Consider the following 24,553-nt stretch of genomic DNA (forward strand, 5'->3'; position numbering starts at 1 on the left):
CGCCCCCGGGCCAAGGCCTGGGGGCGCGTGCCTGCACAGCCAGGTGGTAGTTATGCAGCCACCTGCGCAGGGTCTTGCGCTCCATGCTCGCGTTGATCATCAACCGAGCAGGAATCTCCCATGCAAGCCCGCAATCCCCTACTGAACGACAATCGCTCACCCATCGATTACGACAGCGTGACGCTCGAGCACGTAAAGTCGGCCCTCGACACAGTGGCCGATGCCTATGAAACCGGCCTGTCGCAAGTGCTGGACAGTCAGCATAAACAGCCCAGCTGGTATGGGGTGGTACTGGCGATGGACAACGTCATAGCCGATCTGCAGGCGATCGTCTTTGCCACCTTGCCCCTGGCCAGCAAGGGTGAGGCCTGGCATGCGGCGTTTGGCGAAGGGTATCGTCGAGCGCAGCGCCTGTTCATGGATAACCGCAGAAACAAGCCGCTGCACGCCCTTTATGAACGCCTGGCCACGGATCAGTCCAGCCTGGATGTCTATGAAAAGGCCACGCTGCGCAGGATCCTTCTGGAGTACCGCTTGGCCGGTGTGCATCTGGATGCGCAGCAAAACGCCACGTTGGGGCAACTGGAAGATGACATCAACGAACAGATCGGTGGCTTCTATCAGACGCTCGATGAAACGAGTGAACGATCGAGCCTTCAGATCGAAGACGAGGCGCGCCTGGAGGGCGTGCCCCAGCGCTTGCGCGACCTGATGGCCCGGCAAGCCAAGGATGCCGGCCTGGAGGGCTGGCAGATTCTCTGCAATGAACGCAACGCCAATGCCATTCTCGAATTCGCCGATGATCGGCGTCTGCGCGAGGCTGTCTATAAGGCCTACCACTCCCGGGGTGTTCATTCGGATGAGCAGCAAGACAATGGCACCCGGCTGCAACAACTGGCGCTTCTGCGGGAGCAGAAAGGGCAACTGATCGGAAACACCAGCTACGCGCAGCTGATCTTGCAGGGCAAGGCCGCAGGCAGCGTCGAGCCTGTTCATCAGTTGCTCCAGACGCTGGCGCAAAAGCTGCGGCCCGCCATGGTCAAAGCTCGCACCGAGCTTCAGGGCCTGGCTGTGCAGCATGATCTGGATGCAGTGCAACCATGGGACGTCCGGTACCTGCAAGCTCGCAAGCAGGCCATGAGCAATGAAGCCCTGCGCGGCTACTTCACGCTGGACAAGGTGGTGCACGCCTTGGTCGATCTGGCTGAGCGGGTCTTCGACCTGACGCTTGCGCCCTGCTCTGTCTCGGCGTGGCATCCCAGCGTGCGCAGCTTCACCGTGCACCAGGAAGGCGTGGAAATCGGCATGCTGTATCTGGATGTCCTGATGTACCCAGGCAAGCAAGACGGAGCTCATACTATTGCCGTGCGCCATCGGCGTCGGGACGAACAGGGCCGGACGCATGGCGCTTCGGTAATGGTGGTCAGCGACGGCGAGCCAGGCTTGGGGGGCGAGCCAGCCCTGCTCGATCATCTGGCCCTGCGCAAACTGTTCCACGAGTTCGGCCACGGGCTGCACATCCTGCTGATGCCTGCCACCAACCATTTGCTGTCCGATCCAAACCGGGCAGGCTCGGATAGTCAGGAGTTCTTCGGCAAGTTTCTTGAGCGTTGGCTGTGGAACGCGCAGTACCTGGCGGACATCTCCAGCCATTACCTGACCGGTGAGCCGCTCACGCTGGCGCAGGCTCAGGCGGCCCTGGCCAACCTGCGCGAGGTGCAGTTGGAGAAGTGTGCCTTCGACGTGAGTATGGCGCTGTTCGATCTGGAGCTGCACAGCTCGCCCGGCGACGGCAAGTCCATACAGCAGCGCCTGTCTGAATGCCGCGAACGCTGCGGCTGCTGGCCTCTGGCGAGCTTCGAGAAGCCGGCGCACGCGTTCGACTATCTGGTGTCCGGTTACGAGGCGGGTTATTACAGCTACGTCTGGGGCGAAGCACATGCCATCGACGTATTCACCCACTTCGAAAAATGGGGGGTGTTCGACAACAGGGCGGGCAAGCGCTTCCGGGCGGCATTCGCCAACTGGGCCAATGCCAAGCCGATACCTGAAGGATGCGAGGAGTTTCTGGGACGACCTATGCAGATCGAGGCACTGTTGGACTGGTACGGCCTCGAATGAGGCGCGCTGGCTGACGTAAGGTGCTGGAACGGGGAATCATCCAGATGTACTGTACATAAATACAGTAAATGGAGTCTGCGATGTTCTCCCCAGCGCCGCAAAAAGGTCGAGGCACGACCCACAACCCGCTCAATCGCTTTTCTCCCAGCCATTCGACTGTGGAAGACGATGGCTGGTATCAGGACGTGCCGGCGACCCAAGGCACCGAAATCCGCATCGAGACCGCCAAGACCATCATCACCCGCAACACCTCGCCCGATCTGCCCTTTGACCGCTCGATCAACCCCTACCGGGGTTGCGAGCACGGCTGCATCTACTGCTACGCCCGCCCCAGCCATGCCTACTGGGACCTCTCCCCTGGCCTGGATTTCGAGACCAAGCTGATCGCCAAGACCAACGCCGCCGAAGTGCTCGAGCAACAGCTGAGCAAGCCAGGCTACGTCTGTGCTCCCATCAATCTGGGTTCCAATACTGACCCCTATCAACCCATCGAACGGGAGCAGCAATTGACCCGGCGCCTGCTGCAGGTGCTGCTGCGCTATCGCCATCCGGTGACCATCGTCACCAAGGGGGCATTGGTGCTGCGTGACCTTGATCTGCTGGCTGAGCTGGCCAGCCAGCGCCTGGCGCGGGTGATGATCAGCCTTACCACGCTCGACGACACACTCAAGCGCATCCTCGAGCCGAGGGCGGCGGCGCCCAAGGCCCGTCTGCGGGCGATCCGTGTACTGCGCGAGGCCGGGGTGCCGGTGGGCGTGCTGTGCTCGCCGATGATTCCCATGGTCAACGACAGCGAACTGGAGCACCTGCTGGAGGCGGCAAAGGGAGCCGGCGCCCAGAGCGCGGCCTACATGATGCTGCGCCTGCCGTTGGAGGTGGCGCCGTTGTTCGAGCAGTGGCTGCAGGATCACTACCCGCAACGTGCCGCCCACGTATTGAGCCTGATTCGCCAGAGCCGCGGGGGCGAGCTGTACGACAGCCGGTTCGGGACGCGCATGCGTGGCGAGGGGGTGTTCGCTGAATTACTGGCGCAGCGGTTTCGCAAGGCGGCAAAGCGGCTGGGGTTCGAGGGGCGCGAGGCGCAGGCGCTCGATTGCACGGCCTTTTGTCCTCCGGGTGGGCAGATGGCGTTGTTTTGAGGTGCGGTCCCATGGCCATCCTCAGCCTGGCTCATGCAAGCTGAGATTTTTATTCGGGAGTAGTGGCGATTGATATTTTTTTGCTACTATCGACGTCCCGCCTCATGAAGCTGGAACGCCCGTTCTAGAGCCTTCGAATTCAGTTTCAGTTAAGTTTTCTCCCGTAGCGTAAGTCGACAAGAGATTGTGATTTATCGCCTGTGCGTGTCATCTAACGCCCTGCATAGCCAGAATCTTTCCCCGGTAAAATGGACCTTACCTACAACCGCCAAGAGGATGAATCATGCCCGTCAAGGACCCAAACAAGGTCGTCCCGGCCGCACCTGCCGAAAGCGCCGATGCTGCCCTGAAGCATATCGTCGACGGCTTCCTGCGTTTTCACCATGACGTCTTCCCCGAGCAGCAAGAGCTGTTCAAGAAGCTCGCCACCGCGCAGAAGCCACGCGCGATGTTCATCACTTGTGCCGACTCACGCATCGTTCCGGAGCTGATTACCCAGAGCTCGCCGGGCGATCTGTTCGTGACCCGTAACGTCGGCAACGTCGTTCCGCCTTATGGTCAGATGAACGGTGGTGTTTCCACCGCCATCGAGTACGCCGTGATGGCCCTGGGCGTGCACCACATCATCGTCTGCGGTCACTCCGACTGCGGCGCCATGCGCGCGGTGCTCAACCCCAACTCGCTGGAGAAGATGCCCACGGTCAAGGCCTGGCTGCGCCATGCCGAAGTGGCCCGTACCGTGGTCGAGGACAACTGCTCCTGCGGCAGCGAGCACGAAAGCATGCAGGTGCTGACCAAGGAAAACGTCATCGCCCAGTTGCACCATCTGCGCACCCATCCTTCGGTCGCCTCGCGCCTGGCAGCCGGGCAGCTGTTCATCCATGGCTGGGTCTACGACATCGAGACCAGCCGGATCGAGGCCTACGACGCCGCCTCCGACAGCTTCCTGCCGCTCACTGCCGGTGAGCCAATCCCCTGCGCTACACCGAGAGGCCGCTACTAAGCGACCCGAACACCTGCGTTGTTCTTGATGGCCGGTCGCACCCCTGCGGGGTGTGGCCTGGCTGTCGGCTGCCTTGAATTTCCCTGACTGCCCTGCCGGCTTGCTGGCGGCCCGCGCCTGCGCGCGAGTCAGGGTTCCCCGTGCCTGCGGCCTTGGAGTGGCCGCCAAACTTGAGAAAGGAGCTTCATGGTGAACAAGACACAGATCAAAGCGGCATTGCCGCGAGAGTTGTTGGCTTCGGTGGTGGTCTTCCTAGTGGCGCTGCCCCTGTGCATGGGCATCGCGATCGCCTCTGGCATGCCGCCTGCCAAGGGTCTGATCACGGGCATCATCGGCGGCATCGTGGTGGGCTTTTTGGCCGGCTCGCCCTTGCAGGTCAGTGGTCCGGCGGCAGGCTTGGCGGTGCTGGTGTTCGAGCTGGTGCGCCAGCATGGCATGGCCATGCTGGGACCTATCCTGTTGCTGGCGGGGCTGTTGCAACTGGTGGCAGGACGCCTGCGTCTGGGCTGTTGGTTCCGGGTCACGGCGCCTGCGGTGGTGTATGGGATGCTCGCGGGTATCGGCGTGCTGATCGTGCTGTCCCAGGTGCACGTGATGTTCGACAGCGCGCCACAGCCCTCGGGTGTGGAAAACCTGCTGGGCTTCCCGGCAACACTGGCCTCGGCGCTGCCCCTGGAACGTGCGGGCAATGGCTGGCAGTCCGGTGCGCTAGGCCTTGGCACCATTGCCTTGATGTGGGCCTGGGAACGCTGGCGACCGCAGCGCCTGCGCTTTGTGCCTGGTGCACTGCTGGGCGTTGCGGTAATGACTGCTGTCAGCCTGTGGCTGGCCCTGCCGGTGAACCGGGTGCAGGTGCCGGCGGATTTGTCCGAAGCCATCGACTGGCTGCGCCCGGACGATCTGCTCAAGTTGGCCGACCCTGCCCTGCTGGTCGCGGCCTTCGCCCTGGCCTTCATCGCCAGTGCCGAAACACTGTTGTCCGCTGCTGCGGTGGACCGTATGCACAGCGGCCAGCGTTCGGACTTCGATCGGGAACTGTCGGCGCAGGGGCTGGGCAACATGCTGTGCGGCGTGCTCGGGGTGCTGCCGATGACCGGGGTCATCGTGCGTAGCTCGGCCAATGTCCAGGCCGGTGCGCAGACCCGTTGGTCGGCGATTTTCCACGGGCTGTGGTTACTTGCGTTCGTGGTGGCGCTCAGTAGTGTGCTGCAGCAGATCCCTGTGGCCAGCCTGGCGGGTGTGCTGGTGTATACGGGGATCAAGCTGGTGGATTTCAAGGCGTTTCGCGGTCTTGGCCGGTACGGGCGCATGCCAATGTTCACCTATGCCACGACGGCGCTGGCGATCATCTTCACCGACTTGCTGACCGGCGTGCTGCTGGGCTTTGCCCTGACCCTGCTCAAGCTGGCGCTCAAGGCGGCGCGGCTGAAGATCGGCCTGGTCACCCTGGCGCAACCCGGGCACATGGAACTGCGCCTGAGCGGCGCGGCGACGTTTCTCAAAGTGCCTGCGCTGACCCAGGTGCTGGAGACCGTGCCGCAAGGGACCACGCTCCACGTGCCGTTGGGCAACCTGAGCTATATCGATCACTCCTGCCTCGAGCTGCTCGAAGACTGGGGGCGCAGCAACGCGGCCAAGGGATCTCGCTTGGTGATCGAGCAGCGCAGGCTCAAGCGGCGTATCGAGGGGCGCCTGCGCACGACGGCGGGTATTGGGGCCTGACACAAAAGGGGCCGCTTTGCGGCCCGTTCGCGGGTAAACCCGCCAATGCGTCAGGTGGATCAGACCGGCTGGCCGAGCTCCACGCCCAGCTGACGGGACAGGCAGGGCCAGCGTTTCCAGGCTGCACCGGTTTCGGGGCTGCAGAGTTTTTCCCGGTAGGTCTCCACCGACTCCACGGCAAAACTCTCGTCATCGAGCATTGAGTCCACCGAGTGGTGCACTACTTCATCCAGCTGATTGGCGAAGGTTTCGCCGATCAATTGATGGGCGATCAGGTTGGCCACGGTGGTGTCCACCGGAATCAGCGGCTGCTGGAAGTGGCGGATGTACAGGTCATTGACCTCTTCGACCAGGCGATGGGCCAGGTAGGCTTCGTCCAGCAGGCAATCCAGGCCGACATGGCCTTGCATGACGCTGGGCGGTTGCAGGAAGTAGGCTTCGGCGATTTTCAGCACCGGCTTGATCTGCGACTCTATCCCGGCTTCACGGGCCACCTCATGGGCGGCCTCCAGCAGTTCCGGAACCTGGTCGATGTAGGCGCTGACGAAACGCGCCAGAGTACCCTGGGCATCCTGCTCGGGCAGTTGGATCGATGGATGCAGATGCGGCAGTTGTTGTTCGAGGCGCTGTTTCAGTTGGCCGGTCTGGCCCTCGTGTTGGTGGGCGTGGGTGATCTGCTCGCGGACAGCAGCGATGTTCATGACAACTCCAGGGACAAGGCGTTACAAACGGAAGACACTAAGTTAGCTTGCTTACCAGAATGCCTAAGACGCATTTGTTATAACCCCGAGACACGTCTGTCCGAGTAGTTATATCAATGTGCCATCATTTTGCTCCGTCCCAGTAACTGCAAGGCTTTCAAGCGATTACGTCGATCGTCGAAGTTGTTTTCATGGCCTTCGTTGCGTGCCATTGGTCGCTGTCTATACTCGGGTTGAACGTGATTCGTTGATGAGGCCCGACTGCCATTTGCAGGGGCTCGGTCGTCGAAGCCAGGCAGTCTTGGCCGCCATCCCCTCCTTAGCCGTACGGTCGTCCACGCCTCCGGGACAACAAGAACGATAAGGGGAACCCGCAATGATGCGACATCCACATGTCTGGATGGGCCTCCTGCTGTGGTTGGTGTTTGGCCAGGCGCACGCCGCCTGGACCGTGAACATGGCACCGGGGGCGACGGAAGTCTCCAACGCCGTGTTCGACCTGCACATGACCATTTTCTGGATCTGCGTGGTCATCGGCATCGTGGTGTTCGGCGCGATGTTCTGGTCGATGGTCATCCACCGCCGCTCCACCGGCCAGGAGCCTGCGCACTTCCACGAGCACACCTGGGTCGAGATCCTCTGGACCGTCGTCCCCTTCCTGATTCTCGTGGCCATGGCCATCCCGGCCACCAAGACCCTGATCGACATCTATGACGCCAGCGAGTCGGACCTCGACATCCAGGTCACCGGCTACCAGTGGAAATGGCACTACAAGTACCTGGGCCAGGACGTGGAGTTCTTCAGCAACTTGGCCACGCCCACCGACCAGATCCACAACCAGGCACCCAAGGATGAGCATTACCTGCTGGAAGTCGACCAGCCGCTGGTGTTGCCGGTCGGTGCCAAGGTGCGGTTCCTGGTGACTGCCGCCGATGTGATCCACTCCTGGTGGGTGCCGGCGTTCGCGGTCAAGCGTGACGCCATTCCGGGCTTCGTCAACGAGGCCTGGACCCGCATCGAGAAACCCGGCATCTACCGCGGTCAGTGCACCGAGCTGTGTGGCAAGGACCATGGCTTCATGCCGGTGGTGGTCGAGGTCAAGTCCAAGGCCGACTACGACGCCTGGCTGGGTGAACGCAAAGCCGAGGCCGCCAAGCTCAAGGAGCTGACCAGCAAGGAGTGGACGCTCGAGGAGTTGGTCGAGCGCGGCGACAAGGTCTACCACACCACCTGCGTGTCCTGTCACCAGGCCGAGGGCCAGGGCCTGCCGCCGATGTTCCCGGCGCTCAAGGGCTCGAAGGTCGCCACAGGGCCTAAGGAAGAACACCTGAGCGTGGTGTTCCACGGCCGTCCCGGTACCGCCATGGCTGCGTTCGGCAAGCAGCTTTCGGAAGTCGACATCGCCGCCGTGGTGACCTACGAGCGCAACGCCTGGGGCAACAACAAAGGTGACATGGTCACGCCGAAAGACGTGCTGGCGCTCAAGCAGGCAGACGCGCAATGAACCGGGTAACTCGCGGCAATCAATGGATTGCAGGAGACAGGACATGAGTGCAGTGATCGACGACCACGCCCACGGCCATGACCACGCCCACGGCCCGGCCAAGGGCCTGATGCGCTGGGTACTGACCACCAACCACAAGGACATCGGCACGATGTACCTGTGGTTCGCCTTCACCATGTTCCTGCTCGGCGGCTCCTTTGCCATGGTGATCCGTGCCGAGCTGTTCCAGCCTGGGCTGCAGATCGTGGAGCCGGCGTTCTTCAACCAGATGACCACCATGCACGGGCTGATCATGGTGTTCGGCGCGGTGATGCCGGCCTTTGTCGGCCTGGCCAACTGGATGATCCCGCTGATGATCGGCGCGCCGGACATGGCCCTGCCGCGGATGAACAACTTCAGCTTCTGGCTGTTGCCGGCGGCCTTCCTGCTGCTGGTCTCGACCCTGTTCAGCCCAGGCGGTGGTCCCAACTTCGGCTGGACTTTCTACGCGCCGCTGTCCACCACCTACGCGCCGGCCAGCGTGACCTTCTTCATCTTCGCCATCCACCTGATGGGGATCAGCTCGATCATGGGCGCGATCAACGTGATCGCCACCATCCTCAACTTGCGTGCCCCGGGCATGACGCTCATGAAGATGCCGCTGTTCGTCTGGACCTGGCTGATCACCGCGTTCCTGCTGATTGCGGTGATGCCGGTGCTGGCAGGTGTGGTAACCATGATGCTGATGGACATCCACTTCGGCACCAGCTTCTTCAGCGCTGCCGGCGGTGGCGACCCGGTGTTGTTCCAGCACGTGTTCTGGTTCTTCGGGCACCCGGAGGTGTACATCATGATCCTGCCGGCCTTCGGTGCGGTCAGCTCGATCATTCCGGCCTTCTCGCGCAAGCCGCTGTTCGGCTACACCTCGATGGTCTATGCCACCGGCGCGATCGCCTTCCTGTCGTTCATCGTCTGGGCCCACCACATGTTCGTGGTCGGGATTCCGGTGGTTGGCGAGCTGTTCTTCATGTACGCCACCATGCTCATCGCCGTGCCCACTGGGGTGAAGGTGTTCAACTGGGTCAGCACCATGTGGCAGGGCGCACTGACCTTCGAGGCGCCGATGCTGTTCGCCATCGCGTTCGTCATCCTATTCACCATCGGTGGGTTCTCCGGGCTGATGCTGGCCATCGCCCCGGCGGACTTCCAGTACCACGACACCTACTTCGTCGTGGCCCACTTCCACTACGTGCTGGTGCCGGGGGCGATCTTCGGCATCTTCGCCTCGGCCTACTACTGGCTGCCGAAATGGACCGGGCACATGTACGACGAAACCCTAGCCAAGCTGCACTTCTGGCTTTCGTTCGTGGGCATGAACATGGCCTTCTTCCCGATGCACTTCGTGGGGCTGGCCGGCATGCCTCGGCGGATTCCGGACTACAACCTGCAGTTCGCCGACTTCAACATGGTGTCGTCGATCGGGGCCTTCACCTTCGGTGCCACGCAGATCCTGTTCCTGTTCATCGTCATCAAGTGCATCCGCGGCGGCGCGCCGGCACCGGCCAAGCCTTGGGATGGCGCCGATGGCCTGGAGTGGACGGTGCCTTCGCCGGCGCCTTACCACACGTTCCAGACACCACCGGATGTGAAGTGAGGCGCCAGGCATGAACGGCCTTTCGCTCAGACGCCTGGTCACGCGCCTCTTGATGCTGGCGGTGCTGATGTTCGCCTTTGGTTTTGCCTTGGTGCCGATTTACGACGTGATGTGCAAGGCCTTCGGCATCAATGGCAAGACCGGCGGGCAATACGAGGGCAGTCAGGTGAGTGACCCGTCTCGCACGGTGCGGGTGCAGTTCATGTCCACCAACGCCAGCGACATGGTCTGGGACTTCTATTCCACCGCCGACCAGTTGGAGGTCAACCCGGGTGCGGTCAACCAGATGATCTTCATCGCTCGCAACCCCACCGACCGGCCCATGAGTGCCCAAGCCATACCCAGCATCACCCCGGCCGAGGCCGCGGCGTATTTCCACAAGACCGAGTGCTTCTGCTTCACCCAGCAGGTGCTGCAACCCGGTGAGCGCATCGAGATGCCGGTGCGGTTCATCGTCGACCGCGAACTGCCGGCCAATGTGAAGCACCTGACACTGGCCTACACCTTGTTCGACATCACCGCTCGCCACCCACCGGTCGCTCATGTCGCGGCCCAGGACGTCCAGGGCGCCCGCTAAGGGAAGGAGAACAGCAATGGCAAGTCATGAGCACTACTACGTCCCGGCGCAGAGCAAGTGGCCGATCATCGCGACCATCGGGATGTTCATCACGGTGTTCGGCCTGGGGACCTGGTTCAACGACCTCAAGGCCGGGCACCCCGGGTCCCATGGGCCGCTGATTTTCTTCGTCGGCGCGCTGTTTCTGGCCTACATGCTGTTCGGCTGGTTCGGTGCGGTGGTCAAGGAAAGCCACGCCGGGCTCTATAGCGCGCAGATGGACCGCTCGTTCCGCTGGGGCATGAGCTGGTTCATCTTCTCGGAGGTGATGTTCTTCCTGGCGTTCTTCGGCGCGCTGTTCTACGTGCGGGTACTGGCCGGCCCCTGGCTCGGCGGCGAGGGGCACAAGGGCATCGCCCATATGCTCTGGCCAACGTTCGAGTTCGCCTGGCCGCTGTTGCATACGCCGGATCCGAAGCTGTTTCCGCCGCCGAAGGAAATCATCGATCCGTGGCACCTGCCGCTGATCAATACCATCTTGCTGGTGAGCTCCAGCGTGACCGTCACCATCGCCCACCATGCCCTGCGCAAGAATCATCGTGGGCCGCTCAAGCTGTGGCTGGGGCTGACCATCCTGCTGGGCTTGTCGTTCCTGGCGTTGCAGGCCTACGAGTACCACGAGGCCTATACCAAGCTGGGCCTGACGCTGGGGTCGGGGATCTATGGCGCGACCTTCTTCATGCTCACCGGCTTCCACGGTGCCCACGTGACCTTGGGCACGCTGATCCTGATCGTGATGTTCTGCCGTGTGCTGCGTGGGCATTTCGATCCGGACAAGCACTTTGGTTTCGAGGCGGCGAGCTGGTACTGGCACTTCGTCGATGTGGTGTGGGTGGGGTTGTTCATCTTCGTGTACGTGCTCTGACCTGTGTGAGGGCAACTGTCTTTAGAGAGAGCATCGACGGACCAGGTGGGAGCGGGTTTATCCGCGAATGCGGCAGTAAGTGCACCGACGTATTTGCGGGTGAACCCGCTCCCACAGGGTCAGGTGAAAACCTAGAAGGGGGCGTGGGACACCAGTTGGCCGCTGATCAGGCCCCAGGCCACCAGGGCGATGGTCAAGGAAGCCAGGGTGACCCGCACGGTCAGCGCTTTGAGCAAGCGGGTCGAGTGTTCGTCGTCCTTGACCAGAAACACCAGCCCGCTGAACAGGCTGGCGATGGTGGCCAACAGCATCAGGACAATCGCGGCCTTGAGCATGGCGAAACTCCGGGGGGATGCGGTGATGAGTCTCAGTATAGCGATCGACCTGGCGAGGCCACGGTGAAGCCGTTTCGCCCGGGCCTGGTACCCTCCCTTGTGGTGCTCGCGCTGCTGCCGGGCCTGATTGCGCTCGGCTGCTGGCAACTGGGCCGTGCCGATGAAAAACGTGCGCTGCTGGCAAGCTTCGCCGAACGCAGGATCGAGGCGCCCCTGGCCGGCGGCCAACTGCCGCAGGTGGCCGACCCGGCCTACCGTCGCGTGCACCTGTATGGCCGCTTCGATGGTGAACACAGCCTGCTGCTGGACAACAGCATTCGCGACGGCCGGGCGGGTGTGGAGGTGTTGCAACCGTTTCATGACCAGGCCAGCGGCCTGTGGCTGCTGGTCAACCGGGGCTGGTTGCCCTGGCCGGATCGTCGCGAGCCGGTCCGTTTCGAGACGCCTGCGCAGGCCTTGGCGCTCGAGGCCTCGGTCTATGTCGCGCCGGGCGCCACCTTCCAGCTACACCCAGACCCGGTCGGCGGCCAGTGGCCGCATCTGCTGACCGCCGTCGACCCTGCCCACCTGTGGCAACAGCTCGGCCGTGAAGGCTTTGCCCATGAACTGCGTCTGGAGCCCGGCCCGGCCAGCTACCGGCTGGACTGGCCGGTGGTCGCCATGGGTCCGGAAAAACACCTGGGCTACGCCGTGCAGTGGTTCGCCCTGGCCACGGCGCTGGTGCTGCTCTACCTCTACTTCGGCTGGCATGACAAAAAGGAGAACCCTCATGGGCGGCGTAACGAGTCCGCTGGACATGCCTGAACGTGGCAAACCCAGAAGCCGCGGGCGTTTGCAGCTGATCCTGATCCTGTTGGTGGTGTTGGGGCCGATGATCCTGGCCACCAGCATGTACAAGCTGCAGTTCTGGGTGCCTGAGGGGCGTAGCTACCACGGCGAGATGATCGGCAACGGTCAAAGCCGCGCGGATATCGGCATCGATGCCCAGGAAGCGCGCTGGCAATTGCTGGTCAGCGCCCCGGCAGCCTGCGCCAAGGATTGCCAGGCGCTGGTGTACCTGGCGCGGCAGATCCAGATTGGCCTGGGCCGCGATGCAAGCCGTGCCAGCCATGCCCTGGCCACCGCCCAGCCACTGCCTGGCGATTACCAGGGCACCCTCGAACGTGAGTACCCGCAGTTACAACGTTACCCGCTGGATACCCAGCGCTATGGCCAGAAGGTCGATGTGCCCGGTCCTCAGCTTTGGATTGTCGATCCCCACGGCAACCTGGTGCTGCGCTACGACGCCAAGGTCAACGGCAAACAGGTGCTCGACGACCTGCGCCATCTGCTCAAGCTGTCCAACATCGGCTAGGAGGCCGCCATGGCCAGACCCGGATACCGCCTTGCTGTGTTTGCCACCGTGCTGGCGCTGCTGGTCGTGCTGCTCGGTGCCTATACCCGCCTGACCCACGCTGGCCTGGGCTGTCCCGACTGGCCCGGCTGCTACGGCTTCATCGGCGTACCCAAGACCGAAGCCCAACTGGCACACGCCGAGCTGCGTTTCCCGGACCATCCGGTAGAGGAGGCCAAGGGCTGGGCCGAGATGGTCCACCGCTACTTCGCCGGCACACTGGCGACGGTGATCGCGCTGTTGGCCTTCCAGGCGGTGCGCCGTCATGCCCGGGACGGCCAGCCGTACCGCTTGCCGGTGCTGTTGCTAGGGGTGGTGCTCGCCCAGGCGGCGTTCGGCATGTGGACGGTCACGCTCAAGCTGTGGCCGCAGGTGGTCACTGCCCATTTGCTGGGCGGCTTCACCACGCTCAGCCTGTTGTTCCTGCTATCCCTGCGTCTATCCCGCGCCTTTGCGCCGTTGCCCAAGCTGCCTTTGAGCCTGCGCCGGGTGGCGGCGCTGGCGCTGCTGATGGTGATCGGACAGATCGCCTTGGGAGGCTGGGTCAGTGCCAACTATGCCGCGGTGGCCTGCATCGATCTGCCCACCTGCCACGGTCAATGGTGGCCGGCGGCGGACTTCAGCAACGGCTTTCACCTGACCCAGCACGTGGGGCCCAACTACCTCGGTGGACAACTGGACAGTGATGCCCGCACCGCCATCCACATCAGTCACCGGCTCGGCGCGCTGATGGTCGTCGCGGTATTGCTGATGTTGAGCTGGAAGCTGCACCGCAACGGGCTCACCGGGCTGGCCCGGCTGGTGCTGCTGGTGTTGGGCGTGCAGGTCAGCCTGGGTATCAGCAACGTACTGTTCCATCTGCCTTTGGGGGTGGCCGTGGCGCATAACGCGGGCGGTGCCCTGTTGCTGCTGAGCATGGTGCTGGTGAACTACCGGATTCGCGTAGTGGACAAGGTCCGTGTGGGCCATGGCTGGCGCCTCACACCGGTCACCAGTGCGGGTCGGACCGTGCACACGAGGGCTGACGCGTGGCGACGCTTCTGAGTGAGCGCCCGGCGCGAGCCGGGTGGCGCGACTACCTGGAGCTGACCAAGCCCAAGGTGGTGGTCCTGATGCTGATCACCTCGCTGGCGGGGATGTTCCTGGCCACCCGTGCCGGGGTGCCCTGGCACATCCTGTTGTTCGGCAACCTGGGTATAGCCCTCTGCGCCGGGGGCGCGGCGGTGGTCAACCATGTGGTGGACCGGCGCATCGATGCGCTGATGGCCCGCACCCATAAACGACCGCTGGCTGAAGGCCGGGTTGCACCCTTGCCGGCGCTGGGCTTCGCACTGGCCTTGTCGCTGGCGGGTATGGCCGTGCTGCTGGTCTTCACCAACGCCCTCACCGCCTGGCTTACCCTCGCCTCGTTGCTGGGCTATGCGGTGGTCTACACCGGGTTTCTCAAGCGTGCCACGCCGCAGAACATCGTCATCGGTGGTCTGGCGGGTGCAACGCCGCCGTTGCTAGGCTGGGTGGCGGTCAGTGGGCATATGAGCGCCGAGCCGTTGCTGCTGGTGCTGATCATCTTCGCCTGGACCCCGCCGCACTTCTGGGCCCTGGCGATCCACCGCAAGCAGGAGTACGCCAAGGCAGACATCCCCATGCTGCCGGTGACCCATGGCGAGCGCTACACCAAGCTGCACATCCTGCTCTACACCCTGGTGCTGCTGGCGGTGAGCCTGCTGCCATACGTCATCCACATGAGCGGCCCGCTCTATCTGGTCTGTGCCCTGGCCCTGGGCCTGCGCTTTCTCCACTGGGCCTGGGTGTTGTACCGTGGCACCAGGCCGCACGCTGCGATCAGGACCTTCAAGTACTCTATCGGGTACTTGTTCCTGCTGTTCATCGCACTGCTTTTGGACCACTACCTGTTGCCGAACCTATGACCCGAACCCAGAAAACCGTCTTCATCCTCGTCGCCGTCGTCGCCTTGATCCTCGGCCTGACCGTCAACAAGGTGCTCAATGGTCGCAGCGAGGCGAACCCGGCCGAGCTGATCGATGCCGGCATCATTCTGCTGCCCCAGAGCCGCACCGTGCCGGAGGTGACCATGACCGACCAGGACGGCCGGCCCGTGGCGCTGGATCAGCTCAAGGGCAAGTGGTCACTGCTGTTCTTCGGCTACACCTACTGCCCCGACATCTGCCCCACTACCCTGGCCCAGTTGCGCCAGGTCAAGAGCGAGCTGCCCAAGGAGGCACTCGAGCATTTGCAGGTGGTGTTGGTGAGTGTGGACCCGAACCGGGACACGCCGAACCAGCTCAAGCAGTACCTGGGCTATTTCGACAAGGACTTCGTCGGCCTGACGGGGTCGATCGAGGACACCCAGGCGTTGGCCAATGGCCTGAGCATTCCGTTCATTCCGGCCGATACCAGCAAGCCGGGGTACACGGTCGATCACAGCGGCAACCTGGCGGTGGTCGGGCCGGACGGGCGCCAACGCGGCTTCATCCGTGCGCCGTTGAACAACCAGAAGCTGGTGGCGCAGCTGCCGGGGTTGGTCAAACGGGATTGACCTCGCGGCTGAAAAGCTTCGCGGGTAAACCCGCTCCTACAGGTTCGCCGCGGCGCTTTGGCCTGTGGCGTCTCTGTGGGAGCGGGTTTACCCGCGAAACGTTGAGCGCGATCAGACGGCTTAGAACGCAGGAATCACCGCACCTTTGTACTTCTCGGTGATGAACTGCTTCACCTCCGGCGAGTGCAGGGCGGCAGCCAGTTTCTTGATGGCGTCGGCGTCCTTGTTGTCCGGGCGAGCAACCAGGATGTTCACGTAGGGCGAATCGCTGCCTTCGATGACCAGGGCGTCCTTCTCAGGGTTGAGCTTGGCTTCGAGCGCGTAGTTGGTGTTGATCAGCGCCAGGTCGACCTGGGTCAGCACGCGTGGGATGGTGGCCGCCTCCAGCTCGCGGAACTTCAGGCCCTTGTCGTTACCGGTGATGTCCTTGACGGTCGAAAGGATGTTCTTGTTGTCCTTGAGCTTGATCACACCGGCCTTGTCCAGCAGCAGCAGGGCGCGGCCGCCGTTGGTGGCATCGTTGGGAATGACCACGGTGGCGCCGGACGGCAGTTCGTCGAGCTTCTTGATCTTGCTCGAGTAAGCGCCCAGCGGCTCCAGGTGTACGCCGGCGACGCTGACCAGGTTGGTGCCCTTGGCCTTGTTGAACTCATCCAGGTACGGCTGGTGCTGGAAGAAGTTGGCGTCCAGGCGCTTTTCGGCCACTTGCACGTTCGGCTGGATGTAGTCGGTGAATTCCTTCACCTTCAGCTCCACCCCTTCCTTGGCCAGTTGCGGCTTCACGAAGTTGAGGATCTCGGCGTGCGGAACCGGGGTGGCCGCGACGGTGAGGGACTCGGCGTTGGCCGAGAAGGCCGCGACAGCGGCGACGACAGCAAGCAGCTTCTTCATTGATCACTCCTTGTGAGGGCCGCGACGGCCCCCGAACGGGTCGGCCAGGCCGACCCCATTGGGGTTACTTACGGGAAAAATGCACGACCAGTTTGTCGCCGACACTTTGCAGAACTTGAACCAGGATCAGCAGCAGGATCACGGTGACCACCATCACGTCGGTCTGGAAGCGCTGGTAGCCGAAGCGGATGGCCAGGTCGCCCAGGCCGCCGGCACCGACCACGCCGGCCATGGCGGTATAGGACACCAGGGTGATGGCAGTGACGGTGATGGCGGCGAAGATGCCTGGCCGGGCTTCGGGCAGCAGGGCGTTGGTGATGATCTGGCGGGTGGTGGCGCCCATCGACTGGGTGGCCTCGATAATGCCGCGGTCTACTTCACGCAGGGCGGTTTCCACCAAGCGTGCGAAGAACGGCGTCGCACCCACCACCAGCGGTGGGATCGCACCGGCGACCCCCAGCGAAGTGCCGGTGATCAGCACGGTGATCGGGATCATGACGATCAGCAGGATGATGAACGGCAGCGAGCGCAGCACGTTGACCACCAGCGACAGCAGCGCATACACGCCTTTTTGTTCGAACATCTGCCGCGGGCCGCAGAGGAACAGCAGCACGCCCAGAGGTAGGCCCAGCAGCACGGTGAAGAACAGCGAGCCAAACAACATGATCATGGTGTCGATACTGGCCAGCCAGATTTCGGTCCAGTCGACGTTGGCGAAGAAATTAAGGGCGTCCATCAACGCAGTACCTCCATATGAACATCAGCTGCCTTGAAGCGGGCGAACGCCGCTTCCATGTCGCCGCCGGTGACGGCGAGCGTGAGCTGTCCATAGGGGACGTCCTTGATGCGGTCGATACGTCCGGCCAGGATGCTGTAGTCCACGCCAGTCTCCCGGGCCACGGTGCCCAGAAGCGGTGCGTAGGTGGCATCGCCCTGGAAGGTCAGGCGCACGATACGCCCTGGCACGTGGGCGAAGTCATCGCGCTGCTCGCTTTCATCCACCTGCTCGTCTTCCTGGACGAAACGCTTGGTGGTCGGGTGCTGCGGATGCAGGAACACATCGGCCACCGCGCCCTGCTCGACGATCTGCCCGGCATCCATCACTGCCACGCGGTCGCAGACCCGGCGGATCACGTCCATTTCGTGGGTGATCAGCACGATGGTCAGCTTCAGCTCACGGTTGATCTCGGCCAGTAGCTGCAGGACCTGGGCCGTGGTTTGCGGATCCAGGGCGCTGGTGGCCTCGTCGCACAGCAGGATCTTGGGGCTGGTGGACAAAGCACGGGCAATACCCACGCGCTGCTTCTGGCCACCGGAAAGCTGGGCTGGGTACTTCTTGGCGTGGTCCGACAGCCCGACGCGAGCCAGCAGTTCGGTCACACGCTTGTCGATCTCGCTACGCGACAGCTCGCCGGCCAGGGTCAATGGCAGGGCGACGTTGTCGGCGACGGTCTTGGAAGCCAGCAAGTTGAAGTGCTGGAAGATCATCCCGACCTGCTGGCGGAAGCGGCGCAGCTGGTTGGCGTCGAAGGCGGTGACATCTTCACCGTCGACGATGATCTTGCCGCCGCTTGGGGCCTCCAGGCGGTTGATCAGGCGCAGCAAGGTGCTCTTGCCGGCGCCGGAATGCCCGATCAGGCCGAACACCTGGCCATTTTCAATAGTCAGGCTGGTCGGGTTCAGGGCGGGGATATCCCTACCGGCGACGCGGTAGGTCTTGTGGACATGTTGAAACTCGATCACTGAGCGAACCTTGTGGGGCGCATGGAATTTGGGTCAGCGGTTAGCCGGGGTCGCGCATTTTAGCCTTTTCCCATAGTTGTTCTTAGCATTTATTTCGTCATCAACCAATCCGCTGGGCATAACGCGACAACCGGTAATCCGATTGAACGCTCACGGGGCGCCTCCAGTCACTACAGGAACGAGCCCGAACGGGGCGCCTGAAAGCCATGACGAGGAGAGCCGACATGCCAAAGACTCCGGATTCGCCCAGGGACAGCCAGCTGGCCGGAACCCACACGCCTGACCGGGCCAACACCAACGCCAAGGTGCAGAGCCTGGAGAGCGTACGCAGCGATGCCACCGGCCAGGCCCTGCGCACCAACCAGGGGGTGAAGATTGCCGACAACCAGAACACTCTCAAGGCTGGTGTGCGTGGGCCTTCGCTGCTCGAAGACTTCATCATGCGTGAGAAAATCACCCACTTCGATCATGAGCGGATCCCCGAGCGCATCGTCCATGCCCGTGGCACCGGTGCCCATGGCTACTTTCAGAGCTATGGCTGCCACGAGCCGTTGACCAAGGCAGGCTTCCTGCAGGATCCGCAGAAAATCACGCCTGTGTTCGTACGGTTTTCCACCGTGCAGGGCCCGCGCGGCTCGGGCGACACCGTGCGCGACGTGCGCGGCTTTGCCGTGAAGTTCTACACCGACGAGGGCAACTTCGACCTGGTGGGCAACAACATGCCGGTGTTCTTCATCCAGGATGCGATCAAGTTCCCGGACTTCGTCCATGCGGTGAAGCCCGAACCGCACAACGAAGTCCCCACCGGAGCATCGGCCCACGATACCTTCTGGGATTTCGTCTCGCTGGTGCCGGAATCGGCACACATGGTCATGTGGGCGATGTCCGATCGGGCCATTCCGCGCAGCCTGCGCATGATGGAAGGCTTTGGCGTGCACACCTTCCGCCTGATCAATGCCCAGGGCGAGGCCACATTCGTGAAGTTCCACTGGAAGCCGCGCCAGGGTGTGCACTCGGTGCTCTGGGACGAGGCGCAGAAGCTTGGCGGCAAGGACCCGGACTTCCATCGCCGTGACCTGTGGGAGGCGATCGAGACCGGTGATTATCCCGAGTGGGAGCTGGGCGTGCAGATTGTCCCGGAGGCTGACGAGCACAACTTCGACTTCGATCTGCTCGACCCGACCAAGATCATTCCCGAGGAACTGGTGCCCGTGACGCCGCTGGGCAAGATGGTGCTCAACCGCAACCCGGACAACTTCTTCGCTGAAGTCGAGCAGATCGCCTTCTGTCCCGGGCATATCGTGCCGGGAATCGACTTCACCAACGACCCGTTGCTGCAGGGGCGTCTGTTCTCCTATACCGATACCCAGCTCAGCCGCCTGGGCGGGCCGAACTTCCATGAAATTCCGATCAACCGGCCGATCGTGCCCAACCACAGCAGTCAGCGTGATGCCATGCACCGCATGACCATCGACAAGGGGCGTGCCTCCTACGAACCCAATTCCATTGATGGCGGTTGGCCCAAGGAAACGCCGCCGGCACCCCATGGCGGAGGCTTCGAGAGTTATCAGGAGCGCATCGACGGGCACAAGATCCGTCAGCGTAGCGACTCTTTCAGCGACCACTTCTCCCAGGCGCGGTTGTTCTTCCAAAGCATGAGCCCGACCGAACAGCAGCACATCATCAAGGCCTACAGCTTCGAGCTGGGCAAGGTCGAGCGGGAGGCAATCCGGGTGCGGGAGGTGTACGAGATATTGGCCAACATCGACCTGAGCCTCGCCGCAGCCGTGGCGGCCAACCTTGGCTTGCCGGTGCCCAAGGCCGCAACGGTGCAGGTCAAGGGGTCGACGCCTGCGCAGTCACCGGCGCTGAGCCAGATGAACCATCCCGGCAGCGTGGGCATCAAGGGACGCAAGATTGCCCTGTTGGTGGCCGATGGGGTGGAAGGCGCCAGTGTCGATCGGCTGGTGAAGGCCTTCGAGGCCCAAAGCGCGCGCGTGCTTGTTCTGGGGCCGACGTCGGCGCCGGTGACGACTGCCGAGGGCAAGGCGTTGGCGGTGGATGCTTCGATGGAGGGGATGCCATCGGTGATGATCGATGGATTGTGGGTGCCGGCCGGCAAGGCGGCCCTGGAGGCGCTGGGGAAAAGTGGTTTGGCCAAGCATTACCTGCTTGAGGCCTACAAGCATCTCAAGCCCATGGGAGTGGCCAGCGAGGGCAAGGCGTTGCTTAATGCCTTGGGCTTGAATGAGGATGCAGGCTTGCTGCTGGGGGATGATCAGCAGGCGGTGGATGCCTTCGTGAAGGCGTTGGAACAACACCGGGTGTGGGCGCGGGAGGCGATGGCTGAGGCAATTCCGGCGTAGGTCCAGGCTATGTTTCGCCAGTTCCTGCCAATCAGTGGGAACTGGCCAAGCCTGCGATAGGGGGCGCAGAGCGCCCCGCAATGCTCAGGGCTGACGCGGGACCAGCACCACTTGCGCGGGCAGCGAGCGCTGGATTTCATGGCGCTGGTTCAGCTCGAAACCGTTGTCGAGCTTGTGCACGCGCTTCTCGAGCAAGGTCTTGAGCCAGGGCGCATCGTCGGTGCGTGGCACCTGGAACACCACATCGCACTGGTAGTTCACTACATCGGCGGCGATGTCATCGAGCTGGCGGCGCATGGCGCGGATGTCGGTAGTCTTGAGCGCCACCACGGTGCTCGGTGCGCTGGGGTCGAGGACGCGGGCCTTGGGCTTGGCCTCGGCGGCCTTGAGCGCAGCCTCGGCCTTTTCAAGTTCGGCCTTGCGCGCCTGGGCCACGGCATCGCCCCCCGTGACCGCCGGGGCCTGGGGCATCAGCGCGCGAGCACGGGCCAACGCGGTGGCGGCAGCGTTGACGTCGCCCTTCTGCAAGACGATCTGGCTGCGCTGCAGGTAGGCTTCGGCCAGTTGGCGTTGGTACTGCTCAAGGCGTGCATCGTCCGGCGATTGCGCCTGCAACGCGGCCAACTGGTCTTCGGCGGTGGCCAGCTCATTGCTGGCGATGCTTTGTTGCAGCGCTTGCCAGGCATCGGCCTGGGCAGGCGCGCTCGCCTGTTCCGGCGGAGTGCTGGAGCAGGCCGCCAGGAACAGGGAAAAAACGGCAACAAGCAGAAAACGGGAGGCGAACGGCTTCATTCCTGCGACTCTCTATTTGCGCAAAAAGCGAGCAAGTCTACACCCTGGTGTGCACGCTCGAAAATAAGTCTTACAGACCCTTTACCTGACAGAAGGTTGCAGGATGCGCCTGCACGCCTCCTGCAATTTTCAGCGCTTGGGCAACGCCAGGCTCAGCAAGAATAGCACCGCGGCGCAGACCACGATCGACGGGCCGGCCGGGGTGTCCTTGAACCATGACATGGCCAGCCCGCCACAGACCGCGACCACGCCCAGCAGGCTGGCGCCCAGGGCCATCTGCTCCGGCGAGCGGGCGTGGCGCTGTGCCGCAGCGGCGGGAATGATCAGCAGCGAGGTGATCAGCAGTACGCCGACGATCTTCATGGCCACGGCGATGACCACGGCAATCAACAGCATCAAGGCCAGGCGCAGGCCCACCACCGGCAAGCCTTCGACCATCGCCAGTTCCTCATGTACGGTCACGGCCAACAGCGGACGCCACAGGGCCGCGAGCAACAGCAGGACCACGACGCTGCCGCCCAGGATCCAGGCCAAATCGGTGGGGCTGATGGCCAGCAGATCGCCGAACAGGTAGGCCATCAGGTCGATGCGCACGTCGTGCATGAAACTCAGTGCCACCAGTCCCAGCGACAATGTACTCGGTGCCAGGATGCCAAGCAGGGTGTCGGAGGCCAGCGGCTGGCGTTGTTGCAGGGTGACCAGCAGGATCGCCAGCAGCAGGCAGCCGACGGTCACCGCCAGGGCGGGGCTGACATCCAGCGCCAGGCCCAGGGCGACCCCGAGCAATGCTGCGTGGGACAGGGTATCGCCGAAATAGGCCATGCGCCGCCAGACGACGAACGATCCCAGGGGGCCGGCCACCAGGGCCAGGGACAAGCCTGCGAGCAGGGCGTAGAGAAGAAAATCAGCCATGCTTGCAGTGCTCTCCATGAACGTGGGCGCCAGGGGCGATCACTGAGCCGTGCAGGTCATGGCGGTGATCATGATGGTGATGGTAGATGGCCAGGCTCGGGGCGTTCTGGCCGAACAGTTCGACGAACGCCGGATCGCCGCTGACCTGCTCCGGATGCCCGGAACAGCACACGTGACGGTTCAGGCACACCACCTGGTCGGTGGTGCTCATCACCAGGTGCAGGTCGTGGGAGACCATCAGCACGCCGCAGCCGTGGCGGTCGCGCAGGCGGGTGATCAGGCTGTACAGCTCGGCCTGGCCGGCCACGTCCACGCCCTGCACGGGCTCATCGAGCACCAGCAGTTCCGGCTCGCGCAGCAATGCACGGGCCAGCAGCACACGCTGCATCTCGCCGCCGGAGATGGTCTGGATCGGGCTGTCGATCACCTGTTCGGCGCCGACTTCCTGCAAGGCCGACAGTGCCGCGGCGCGGTCCACCCCTGGTACCAGGCGCAGGAAGCGCAGTACCGACAGTGGCAGGGTGGGATCGACCTGGATCTTTTGCGGCATGTAGCCGATACGCAGCCGAGGCTTGCGCCATACCGTGCCGCGGTGCGGCTTGAGCAGGCCGAGCACGGCGCGCACCAGCGTGGTCTTGCCGGCGCCGTTGGGGCCGATCAGGGTGACGATCTGGCGGGGGGCCACCGACAGGTCGATGCTGTCGAGCACCGACTCGCCGGCGAAGGTGACGCCGACCTGTTCGAGGCGGATCAGCGCGTCGCTCATGCCTGCCCCCGGCAGCTGCCGCACAGGCCGACCACTTCGACGGTCTGTGTTTCGACGGAGAAGCCTACGCCCTTGGCGCTGGTGATGATGGCTTCGCTGATGCTCTGCTGTTCGAGCTCGATGGCCACATGGCAGGTGCGGCAGATCAGGAACTGGCCCTGGTGCACGTGTTCGGGGTGGCTGCAACCGATGAAGGCGTTGAGTGAGGCGATACGGTGGACCAGGCCGTTCTCCAGGAGGAAATCCAAGGCGCGGTACACGGTCGGCGGCGCAGCGCGGCGGCCATCCTGCTCGCTCAGCACGGCCAGGATGTCGTAGGCGCCCAGCGGCTTGTGGCTCTGCCAGACCAGCTCCAGCACCCGGCGGCGCAAAGCGGTCAGGCGTAGGCCCTGGCGTGTACACAGGGCGTCGGCCTCGGCCAGTGCACTGTGCACGCAGTGGGAGTGATCGTGAGGACGGTTGGCCAGCGGCGTGATGGACATGGGCGGCGACGGTTCCGGACAGAGACGTTATTATGTTACCTCTTTCTGGCCCGCCGAGTACTCACCGTGTCCCGATTGCTTGCCCTTTTTGTCGCTTTCATCGCCTTCTCGGCCCAGGCCGAGGTGCGCGTGTTGACCAGTATCAAACCCTTGCAGCAGATTGCCGCGGCCGTCCAGGACGGCGTTGGCACTCCGGACGTGCTGCTGCCGCCGGGCGCTTCGCCGCACAGCTATGCACTGCGTCCTTCCGACGTGCGGCGCGTGGCCAATGCCGACCTGTTGTACTGGATCGGCCCGGACATGGAGAGTTTCCTACCCCGGGTGATCAACGGCCGTACCAAGCCTAGCGTTGCGGTGCAGTCGCTCGAAGGTATGCACCTACGCCATTTTGGCGAGGACAGCCATGCCCATGAGGATGACGGCGACGATCACGATCATGACCATCGTCCTGGCAGCCTGGATGCGCACCTGTGGCTGTCGTCGGCCAACGCGCGGGTGATCGCGGCGAAGATGGCCAGCGACTTGGCCGCCACCGACCCGGCGAACGCTGCCCGTTACCAGGGCAACCTCAAGGCGTTCGTCGAACGTCTGGATGCCTTGGACCTGCGCATCAAGGCGCGGGTAGCGGGGATCGAAGGCAAGCCGTACTTCGTGTTCCACGAGGCCTTCGATTACTTCGAGGCGGCGTATGGCCTTAAACACACCGGCGTGTTCAATGTCGCCGCCGAGGTACAGCCGGGCGCGCAGCATGTCGCCGCCATGCGCAAACGCCTGCAGGAAGTGGGCAAGACCTGTGTGTTCAGCGAGCCGCCACTGCGCCCGCGCCTGGCCGAAACACTGACGGCCGGTCTGCCGGTGCGTCTGGCCGAGCTCGATGCCTTGGGTGGGAACGACCCTGTGGACGCCAAAGGGTATGAGCGGTTGCTGGAGAAGCTGGGCAATGAGCTGACGGGATGCCTGGAACAGCTGTGAATCGATGGAGGCCTTTTCGCGGGTAAACCCGCTCCCACAG

Annotated in this window: 24 protein-coding genes; 15 read left to right on the plus strand and 9 right to left on the minus strand. The window is 63.3% G+C overall.

Annotated features, from left to right (window positions below; all coding sequences use genetic code 11):
- The first annotated feature begins 120 nt into the window (after nucleotides 1-120).
- The 4 genes from ABOA88_RS21020 (at nucleotide 121) to ABOA88_RS21035 (ending at nucleotide 5,985) form a co-directional block, all read left to right on the plus strand.
- The gene (locus ABOA88_RS21020) at nucleotides 121-2,121 is read left to right on the plus strand and encodes a M3 family metallopeptidase (RefSeq protein ID WP_367850547.1); all 2,001 of its coding nucleotides are present in this window, start codon (nucleotides 121-123) and stop codon (nucleotides 2,119-2,121) included.
- Between the two features lie 80 nt (nucleotides 2,122-2,201).
- The gene (locus ABOA88_RS21025; protein ID WP_196170252.1) at nucleotides 2,202-3,260 is read left to right on the plus strand and encodes a PA0069 family radical SAM protein; all 1,059 of its coding nucleotides are present in this window, start codon (nucleotides 2,202-2,204) and stop codon (nucleotides 3,258-3,260) included.
- Between the two features lie 283 nt (nucleotides 3,261-3,543).
- Complete coding sequence (locus ABOA88_RS21030; RefSeq protein ID WP_196170251.1) at nucleotides 3,544-4,263, plus strand: carbonic anhydrase; 720 nt, start codon at nucleotides 3,544-3,546, stop codon at nucleotides 4,261-4,263.
- Between the two features lie 186 nt (nucleotides 4,264-4,449).
- Entirely contained in the window at nucleotides 4,450-5,985 is a 1,536-nt protein-coding gene (locus tag ABOA88_RS21035; RefSeq protein ID WP_367850546.1) for a SulP family inorganic anion transporter, read from the plus strand.
- 59 nt (nucleotides 5,986-6,044) lie between these two features.
- Here the strand turns inward: ABOA88_RS21035 and ABOA88_RS21040 are convergent, their stop codons facing one another.
- The gene (locus tag ABOA88_RS21040) at nucleotides 6,045-6,686 is read right to left on the minus strand and encodes a hypothetical protein (RefSeq protein ID WP_367850545.1); all 642 of its coding nucleotides are present in this window, start codon (nucleotides 6,684-6,686) and stop codon (nucleotides 6,045-6,047) included.
- A 376-nt stretch (nucleotides 6,687-7,062) separates the two neighbouring features.
- On the opposite strand from ABOA88_RS21040, the gene coxB reads away from it, so the two are divergent.
- The 4 genes from coxB to ABOA88_RS21060 are packed head-to-tail and all read left to right on the plus strand — an operon-like array spanning nucleotide 7,063 to nucleotide 11,304.
- The gene (gene coxB, locus ABOA88_RS21045) at nucleotides 7,063-8,190 is read left to right on the plus strand and encodes a cytochrome c oxidase subunit II (protein ID WP_196170248.1); all 1,128 of its coding nucleotides are present in this window, start codon (nucleotides 7,063-7,065) and stop codon (nucleotides 8,188-8,190) included.
- 43 nt (nucleotides 8,191-8,233) lie between these two features.
- Entirely contained in the window at nucleotides 8,234-9,823 is a 1,590-nt protein-coding gene (ctaD, locus tag ABOA88_RS21050; protein ID WP_196170247.1) for a cytochrome c oxidase subunit I, read from the plus strand.
- A gap of 10 nt (nucleotides 9,824-9,833) precedes the next feature.
- Nucleotides 9,834-10,400 carry a cytochrome c oxidase assembly protein gene (locus ABOA88_RS21055; RefSeq protein ID WP_367850544.1) on the plus strand — a complete coding sequence of 189 codons (567 nt, stop codon included), beginning with the start codon at nucleotides 9,834-9,836 and terminating at the stop codon, nucleotides 10,398-10,400.
- A 16-nt stretch (nucleotides 10,401-10,416) separates the two neighbouring features.
- Nucleotides 10,417-11,304 (plus strand): cytochrome c oxidase subunit 3, encoded by an 888-nt coding sequence (locus ABOA88_RS21060; RefSeq protein WP_196170245.1) that lies wholly within the window; start codon nucleotides 10,417-10,419, stop codon nucleotides 11,302-11,304.
- Nucleotides 11,305-11,435: 131 nt separating this feature from the next.
- Here the strand turns inward: ABOA88_RS21060 and ABOA88_RS21065 are convergent, their stop codons facing one another.
- Nucleotides 11,436-11,639 carry a twin transmembrane helix small protein gene (locus ABOA88_RS21065; RefSeq protein ID WP_070091358.1) on the minus strand — a complete coding sequence of 68 codons (204 nt, stop codon included), beginning with the start codon at nucleotides 11,637-11,639 and terminating at the stop codon, nucleotides 11,436-11,438.
- A 63-nt stretch (nucleotides 11,640-11,702) separates the two neighbouring features.
- Between ABOA88_RS21065 and ABOA88_RS21070 the strand changes: the two genes are divergently transcribed.
- Genes ABOA88_RS21070 through ABOA88_RS21090 form a run of 5 tightly spaced genes read left to right on the plus strand, consistent with a single transcriptional unit; the run spans nucleotide 11,703 to nucleotide 15,589 of the window.
- Nucleotides 11,703-12,443 (plus strand): SURF1 family protein, encoded by a 741-nt coding sequence (locus ABOA88_RS21070; protein ID WP_367850543.1) that lies wholly within the window; start codon nucleotides 11,703-11,705, stop codon nucleotides 12,441-12,443.
- Nucleotides 12,409-12,993 (plus strand): hypothetical protein, encoded by a 585-nt coding sequence (locus ABOA88_RS21075; protein WP_367850542.1) that lies wholly within the window; start codon nucleotides 12,409-12,411, stop codon nucleotides 12,991-12,993. Before ABOA88_RS21070 ends, ABOA88_RS21075 begins: the two co-directional genes overlap by 35 nt.
- A gap of 9 nt (nucleotides 12,994-13,002) precedes the next feature.
- Nucleotides 13,003-14,076: a COX15/CtaA family protein gene (locus ABOA88_RS21080; RefSeq protein WP_196170242.1), complete on the plus strand. Its 1,074-nt coding sequence runs from the start codon at nucleotides 13,003-13,005 to the stop codon at nucleotides 14,074-14,076.
- Entirely contained in the window at nucleotides 14,061-14,960 is a 900-nt protein-coding gene (gene cyoE / locus ABOA88_RS21085; protein ID WP_196170241.1) for a heme o synthase, read from the plus strand. Before ABOA88_RS21080 ends, cyoE begins: the two co-directional genes overlap by 16 nt.
- Nucleotides 14,957-15,589 carry an SCO family protein gene (locus tag ABOA88_RS21090; protein WP_196170240.1) on the plus strand — a complete coding sequence of 211 codons (633 nt, stop codon included), beginning with the start codon at nucleotides 14,957-14,959 and terminating at the stop codon, nucleotides 15,587-15,589. The genes cyoE and ABOA88_RS21090 overlap by 4 nt, the downstream gene beginning before the upstream one ends.
- Before the next feature lie 120 nt (nucleotides 15,590-15,709).
- Here the strand turns inward: ABOA88_RS21090 and ABOA88_RS21095 are convergent, their stop codons facing one another.
- The 3 genes from ABOA88_RS21095 to ABOA88_RS21105 form a co-directional block, all read right to left on the minus strand.
- The gene (locus tag ABOA88_RS21095) at nucleotides 15,710-16,480 is read right to left on the minus strand and encodes a MetQ/NlpA family ABC transporter substrate-binding protein (protein ID WP_196170239.1); all 771 of its coding nucleotides are present in this window, start codon (nucleotides 16,478-16,480) and stop codon (nucleotides 15,710-15,712) included.
- 64 nt (nucleotides 16,481-16,544) lie between these two features.
- Nucleotides 16,545-17,216: a methionine ABC transporter permease gene (locus ABOA88_RS21100; protein WP_367850541.1), complete on the minus strand. Its 672-nt coding sequence runs from the start codon at nucleotides 17,214-17,216 to the stop codon at nucleotides 16,545-16,547.
- The gene (locus ABOA88_RS21105) at nucleotides 17,216-18,223 is read right to left on the minus strand and encodes a methionine ABC transporter ATP-binding protein (protein WP_196170238.1); all 1,008 of its coding nucleotides are present in this window, start codon (nucleotides 18,221-18,223) and stop codon (nucleotides 17,216-17,218) included. The genes ABOA88_RS21100 and ABOA88_RS21105 overlap by 1 nt, the downstream gene beginning before the upstream one ends.
- 206 nt (nucleotides 18,224-18,429) lie before the next feature.
- Between ABOA88_RS21105 and katE the strand changes: the two genes are divergently transcribed.
- Nucleotides 18,430-20,589, plus strand: coding sequence for a catalase HPII (gene katE / locus ABOA88_RS21110; protein ID WP_367850540.1), 2,160 nt, complete (start codon nucleotides 18,430-18,432; stop codon nucleotides 20,587-20,589).
- Nucleotides 20,590-20,673: 84 nt separating this feature from the next.
- On the opposite strand, the gene ABOA88_RS21115 is transcribed toward katE, so the two are convergent.
- From ABOA88_RS21115 to zur, 4 genes are all read right to left on the minus strand, one after another.
- The gene (locus tag ABOA88_RS21115; protein ID WP_367850539.1) at nucleotides 20,674-21,381 is read right to left on the minus strand and encodes a PA5502 family lipoprotein; all 708 of its coding nucleotides are present in this window, start codon (nucleotides 21,379-21,381) and stop codon (nucleotides 20,674-20,676) included.
- A gap of 129 nt (nucleotides 21,382-21,510) precedes the next feature.
- Entirely contained in the window at nucleotides 21,511-22,293 is a 783-nt protein-coding gene (gene znuB, locus ABOA88_RS21120) for a zinc ABC transporter permease subunit ZnuB (protein WP_196170235.1), read from the minus strand.
- The gene (gene znuC, locus ABOA88_RS21125) at nucleotides 22,286-23,059 is read right to left on the minus strand and encodes a zinc ABC transporter ATP-binding protein ZnuC (RefSeq protein ID WP_367850538.1); all 774 of its coding nucleotides are present in this window, start codon (nucleotides 23,057-23,059) and stop codon (nucleotides 22,286-22,288) included. Before znuC ends, znuB begins: the two co-directional genes overlap by 8 nt.
- A complete protein-coding gene (zur, locus tag ABOA88_RS21130) occupies nucleotides 23,056-23,541 on the minus strand; it encodes a zinc uptake transcriptional repressor Zur (protein WP_196170233.1) in 486 nt (161 codons plus the stop codon). The genes znuC and zur overlap by 4 nt, the downstream gene beginning before the upstream one ends.
- Nucleotides 23,542-23,607: 66 nt before the next feature.
- Between zur and ABOA88_RS21135 the strand changes: the two genes are divergently transcribed.
- The gene (locus tag ABOA88_RS21135; protein WP_367850537.1) at nucleotides 23,608-24,513 is read left to right on the plus strand and encodes a zinc ABC transporter substrate-binding protein; all 906 of its coding nucleotides are present in this window, start codon (nucleotides 23,608-23,610) and stop codon (nucleotides 24,511-24,513) included.
- Nucleotides 24,514-24,553: the final 40 nt, after the last annotated feature.

It is taken from the genome of Pseudomonas sp. PKS (genome assembly GCF_051913525.1).
Classification (GTDB): Bacteria; Pseudomonadota; Gammaproteobacteria; order Pseudomonadales; family Pseudomonadaceae; genus Aquipseudomonas; species Aquipseudomonas guariconensis_D.